3 protein-coding genes are annotated in these 6289 nt (G+C 72.6%); all 3 read left to right on the forward strand.

What is annotated here, in order from left to right; translation table 11 throughout:
- The first annotated feature begins 87 nt into the window (after nt 1-87).
- Nucleotides 88-1437, forward strand: coding sequence for a type I glutamate--ammonia ligase (gene glnA, locus B4K29_RS14040; protein WP_019284691.1), 1350 nt, complete (start codon nt 88-90; stop codon nt 1435-1437).
- 8 nt (nt 1438-1445) lie between these two features.
- Entirely contained in the window at nt 1446-4496 is a 3051-nt protein-coding gene (locus B4K29_RS14045) for a bifunctional [glutamine synthetase] adenylyltransferase/[glutamine synthetase]-adenylyl-L-tyrosine phosphorylase (RefSeq protein WP_286967776.1), read from the forward strand.
- Between the two features lie 172 nt (nt 4497-4668).
- Nucleotides 4669-6289: PhoX family protein (locus B4K29_RS14050; protein ID WP_286967778.1), on the forward strand; the 1621-nt coding region annotated here is incomplete at its 3' end.

Here is a 6289-nt window from a genome sequence, read left to right on the forward strand (position 1 = left end):
GGGCGGGGTCCCTCTGCCGCCGGGCCGTCCGCGGCACGCCAGCGCGCCCGTAACGCGGGCGAAACAACTGTGGGGGAGGCTGGGGTCATGAATCGCCAGGAGGAGTTCGTCCTGCGTTCCATCGAGGAGCGCGACATCCGGTTCGTACGACTGTGGTTCACCGACGTGCTCGGCACGTTGAAGTCGGTGGCCATCTCGCCGGCGGAGCTGGAGACGGCCTTCTCCGAGGGCATCGGCTTCGACGGGTCGGTGATCGAGGGGCTGGCCCGGGTCAACGAGGCCGACATGCTCGCCAAGCCCGACCCCACGACCTTCCAGGTGCTGCCGTGGCGGGGCGAGTCCCCGGGCACCGCCCGCATGTTCTGCGACCTGCACTCCACCGACGGGCAGCCGTCGCTGGCGGATCCGCGGCACGTCCTGCACCGCACGCTGACCAAGGCGGCGGACATGGGCTTCACGTTCTACGTCCACCCCGAGATCGAGTTCTTCCTCTTCGAGCAGGACGGCGACGGCTCGCGGCGCGTGAGTAACCCGCCGCGCCCGATCGACCAGGGCGGCTACTTCGACCACCTCCCGCAGGGCACGGCCCACGACTTCCGCCGGGCCGCGATCACCATGCTGGAGTCGATGGGCATCTCGGTGGAGTTCAGCCACCACGAGGGCGCCCCGGGCCAGAACGAGATCGACCTGCGCTACGCCGACGCGATGAGCATGGCCGACAACATCATGACCTTCCGCACGGTCATCAAGGAGGTCGCGCTGGAGCACGGCGTCTACGCCTCCTTCATGCCCAAGCCCCTCGCCGACCACCCGGGCTCGGGCATGCACACCCACGTCTCGCTGTTCGAGGGCGACAACAACGCCTTCTACGAGCCGGGGTCGCGCTACCAGCTGTCCAAGGTGGGGCGGCAGTTCGTCGCCGGCATGCTGCGCCACGCGCCAGAGCTCACCGCCGTGACCAACCAGTGGGTCAACTCCTACAAGCGCCTGTGGGGTGGCGGCGAGGCACCCGCCTACGTCTGCTGGGGGCACGCCAACCGCAGCGCGATGGTCCGCATCCCGCTCTACAAGCCCAACAAGGGCCAGGCGACCCGGGTCGAGATCCGCACCCTCGACACCGCCGCCAACCCCTACCTCGCCTACTCCGTGCTCCTGGCCGCCGGGCTCAAGGGCATCGAGGAGGGCTACGAGCTGCCGGAGGAGGCCGAGGACGACGTCTGGGCGCTCACGGACTCGGAGCGGCGTGCCCTCGGGATCGAGGCGCTGCCCCGGTCCCTCGGCCGCGCCATCGACGCGATGGAGCGCTCCGACCTGGTCGCCGAGACTCTCGGCGAGCACGTCTTCGAGTTCTTCCTGCGCAACAAGCGCCAGGAGTGGGAGGAGTACCGCTCCCAGGTGACCCCCTTCGAGCTCGAGCGCCTGCTCCCGCGGCTCTGACCGGTCGTATGACGAGCGCCCAGCCCACGTCGCAGCCCGCCGCCACGTCGCGGGCGACCTCGGCCACGGGCGCGCTCGCCCGGCAGGGCTTCCAGGACCCGTCGCGGGCCCAGACGCTGCTCGACGACCCCGCCGTGACGACGCTGGTGGGGGACGCGCGCGACGCGCTCGTCGGTGCCCTGCGCACGACGGCTGACCCCGACCTGGCGCTGCTGTCGCTGGTCCGGCTGGCCGAGGCCCTGACCGGCGACGGCCGTGACCGGGGGCCGGCCGGTGACCTAGGCCGGGCACTGCGCGAGGACCCCGCGGGTCGCGACCGGCTGCTGCACGTGCTCGGGGCGTCGTCCGCGCTCGGCGACCACCTCGTGTCCCACCCGCAGGACTGGCGGCGGGCGGTCGGTGCCTCCCGGCATACGGCCGAGGAGCTCGTCGCCGTCATGACCGAGGCGGTCCGGGACCTCCCCACGGACAAGGCGCACGACGCCATCCGGGCGACCTATCGCCGTGAGCTGCTGGCCATCGCCGCGCTGGACATGACCAGCGACGACCCGCTCATGACCCTGCCCGACACCGCCCGCTCGCTCGCCGACCTGGCCGCCGCGGCGCTGGAGGCCGCGCACGTCGTGGCCTGCGCCGAGACCGAGGGCTCCGAGAGCGTGCGCCTGTCGGTGATCGGCATGGGCAAGTGCGGGGGGCGCGAGCTCAACTACGTCAGCGACGTCGACGTGATCTTCGTGTGCGAGCCGGCCGACGAGGGGGTCGAGCCCGGCAGCCCCGAGGAGATGGAGGCGATGCGCGTCGGCACCCAGGTCGCGAGCGCGCTCATGCGCGCGTGCGCGTCCTCGACCGCCGAGGGCTCCCTGTGGCCGGTGGACGCGGCGCTGCGCCCCGAGGGCAAGAACGGCCCGCTGGTCCGCACGGTCGCGAGCCACCTGCACTACTACCAGCGCTGGGCCAAGACCTGGGAGTTCCAGGCGCTGCTCAAGGCGCGGCACGTGGCGGGCGACGCCGAGCTGTCCCGGCGCTACCTCGACGCGGTCACCCCCCTCGTGTGGGAGGCGTCGTCGCGGGACAACTTCGTCGAGGACGTCCAGGCGATGCGCCGCCGCGTGGAGCAGCACGTCCCGGCCAAGGAGGCCGACCGGCAGCTCAAGCTCGGTCCTGGCGGGCTGCGGGACGTCGAGTTCAGCGTCCAGCTCCTGCAGCTCGTGCACGGTCGCCTGGACCCGAGCCTGCGCTCGGGCACGACCCTCGAGGCCCTGGCCACGCTCGCCCGCGGCGGCTACGTCGGGCGCGACGACGCTGCGGTCCTCGACGAGGCCTATCGGCTGCTCCGGTCGCTCGAGCACCGGATCCAGGTCTATCGGCTGCGGCGCACCCACCTGATGCCGACGGCCGAGGCCGAGCTGCGCCGGCTGGGCCGGTCCCTGCACCTGGACGGCGACCCCGCCACCGTCGTCGTCAAGGAGTGGCAGCGCCGGGCCCGCGAGGTGCGCCGGCTGCACGAGCGGCTCTTCTACCGTCCCCTGCTGTCCGCCGTCGCCCGGCTGTCGGCGAGCGAGGGGCGGCTCACGCCGGAGGCCGCCGGCGACCGCCTGGCCGCCCTGGGCTTCCGGGACCCCCGCGGGGCGCTGCGCCACCTGGAGGCGCTGACCGAGGGACTCTCCAGACGAGCCGCCATCCAGCGGACCCTGCTCCCCGTCATGCTCGGGTGGTTCGCCGACGGCGCCGACCCCGACGCGGGCCTGCTGTCCTTCCGCAAGGTCAGCGAGGAGCTGGGCACCACCCACTGGTACCTCAAGATGCTGCGCGACGAGGGCAGCGCCGCCCAACGGCTCGCCCACGTCCTGTCCTCCAGCCGGTTCGCCTCCGAGCTGCTCGAGCGCACCCCGCACGCCGTCGCCGTCCTCGGCGACGACGTGGGCCTCACCCCCCGTTCCCTGCAGTCGCTGCGCACCGTCATGCGGTCCGCGGCGCAGCGCAAGGACACCCCCGAGGACGCGATGCTCGCGGTGCGGGGCGTGCGACGTCACGAGCTCTTCCGCGTGGCCGTCGCCGACCTCGTGGGCCTGCTCCCGCTGGCCGACGTCGGCGAGGCCCTCACCGCGATCACCTCCGCGACGCTGGAGATCGCCCTCGAGACCGCGGTCCACAAGGTCGAGATGGAGCTGCGCGAACCCCTCGGCACCCGGCTGCTGGTCGTGGGGATGGGCCGGCTCGGCGGGTCGGAGCTCGGCTACTCCAGCGACGCCGACGTCATGTTCGTCCATGAGCCCGAGGAGGGCACCCCGCACGACGAGGCCGAGCTCCAGCGCCGGGCCACCGCCGTCGTGCAGGAGCTGCGGCGCCTCACCGCCTGGGGCGGCCCGGAGCCGGCCGTCGGCGTCGACGCGGACCTGCGGCCCGAGGGCAAGAGCGGCCCCCTCGTGCGGAGCCTGGAGTCCTACCGCACCTACTACGAGCGCTGGGCCCTGACGTGGGAGCGCCAGGCGCTGCTGCGGGCGCGCCCGGTCGCCGGCGACGCCGGGCTGGGGGAGCGGTTCGTCGCCCTCGTCGACCCCCACCGCTACCCCGACGGCGGGCTCGGCGCGACGCAGCTGCGCGACATACGCAAGCTCAAGGCCCGGATGGAGAGCGAGCGGCTGCCACGGGGGGCCGACCGCCGGACGCACCTCAAGCTCGGCACCGGCGGGCTGAGCGACGTCGAGTGGACCGTCCAGGTGATCCAGCTGCAGCACGGCCACGACGTGCCCGCCCTGCGGACCACCGGCACCCTGCCCGCCATCGAGGCCGCACGCGCGGCCGGGCTGCTCGCCGACGACGAGGCCAACCTGCTCACGGAGGCCTGGGGGTCCGCCTCGCACCTGCGCAACGCCGGGATGCTCTGGCGCGGGCGTCCCGTGGAGAGCGTGACCACCGACGCGCGGGACGCGGACGGGATCGCGCGGATCATCGGGCGGGGGCCCGGCGAGGGCGGGCTGCTCGTGGACACCTACCTGCGCATCGCGCGCCAGGCCAGGGTCGTCGTCGATCGCCGGTTCTACGCCCACGAGGAGTGACCCCTCACGCATCGTGACGGGTGCTCACGCGGTCTCGGGCGCTTTCACGGAGCGTTCACCTGGCATCCACCTCGGGCACCTCCCCGGCGCCGGTGGGGCTGGCTAGGTTCGGCGCGAACGCCCGGTCCAGGCCGGCGTCCCTCCACCCCCTCGCACCGATCGGGAGATCACCGTGACCCACGAGCGCACCCTGCTGCCCATGGCCGGCATCACGCACGCCAACCGCAGCGCCGTCACCTGCCACCTCCGCTGCGGCGACGCCTGCTCCAGGCCCATCCCCAACGACTCGACCCACGAGACCTTCGCCGAGGTCGCCGGCGCGGCGCTCTCCCGCCGCTCCGTCCTGGGTGGCGCCGGCGCCCTGGCACTGGCCTTCGGGGCCGTCGCGACCGCCACCGCCGAGCCTGCTGCCGCCCTGGTGGACGCCAAGGACGACGGGCGCGGCAAGGGCAAGGGCAAGGGCGCCCGACGTGTGTCCGGCCTGTCCTTCATCGGCATCGCCCCGGTGCCCGAGGACGTCGACCGCCTCACCGTCCCCGGGGGCTTCACCTATGCCCCGATCATCCGGTGGGGCGACCCGATCCTCAAGGGCGCCCCGATGTTCGACCCCGAGAACCAGTCGGCCGAGGCGCAGGCCATGCAGTTCGGCTACAACAACGACTACACCGACATCATCGTGACCGACAAGCACGGCAAGAAGGCCCTGCTGGTCTGCAACCACGAGTACACCAACGAGAACATCATGTTCCCGCCCACGATGGACCCGGCCGAGGCCGTCCGGACCGCCTGGGCCGCCCACGGGATGTCCGTCGTCGAGCTCACCCGCCCCGCGCGCGACGAGCGCTGGACCTACCGCCGCGGCGGGCGCCTCAACCGCCGCATCACCCTGGACACGCCCTTCGCCGTCGACGGCCCCGCCGCCGGCAGCCCGCTGCTGCGCACCAAGGAGGACCCGACCGGTCGCACCGTGCGCGGCACGATGAACAACTGCTCCGGCGGCACCACCCCGTGGGGGACGGTCCTGTCCGGCGAGGAGAACTTCAACCAGTATTTCAAGGCCGAGGGAACCTCCAAGGAGGAGAAGCGCTACGGCCTGTCCTCGACGCAGGACACCCGCGGCTGGGCCAAGGTCGACCCCCGCTGGGACGCCCGCACCGCCGACTTCCGCAACGAGCCCAACCGCTTCGGCTGGGTCGTCGAGGTCGACCCGATGGACCCGACCTCCACGCCCGTCAAGCACACCGCGATGGGCCGGTTCAAGCACGAGGGCGCCAACGTCATCGTCGCCGACGACGGTCGCGTCGTGGCCTACATGGGCGACGACGAGAAGTTCGACTACATCTACAAGTTCGTCTCCCGGCGCCGCTACGACGCCCGCCCCGGCAACGCCGCGCGCAAGAACAACCTGCGCCTGCTGTCCGAGGGCGACCTCTACGTCGCGCAGTTCAACGGCGACGGCATGGAGGACAAGGTCAGTGACGGCTCCGGCGAGTGGATCGCCCTCACCAAGGGTGGCCGGTCCATGGTCAAGGGCTTCACCCTCGAGGAGGTCCTCGTCTACACCCGCCTGGCCGCCGACGCGGCCGTGGGCTCCAACGGCAAGGGCCCGACCAAGATGGACCGCCCCGAGGACGTCGAGCCCAACCTCGTCACCGGCCGCATCTATGCCGCCTGCACCAACAACTCCGACCGCGGCAAGACCGGCAAGGCAGGCGTCGACGAGGCCAACCCGCGTCCGCTCAACAAGGACGGTCACGTCGTCGAGATCACCGGCTCTTCCGACCTGAGTGTGG

Source organism: Arsenicicoccus sp. UBA6765, from assembly GCF_002453335.1.
Lineage (GTDB): Bacteria > Actinomycetota > Actinomycetes > Actinomycetales > Dermatophilaceae > Arsenicicoccus > Arsenicicoccus bolidensis.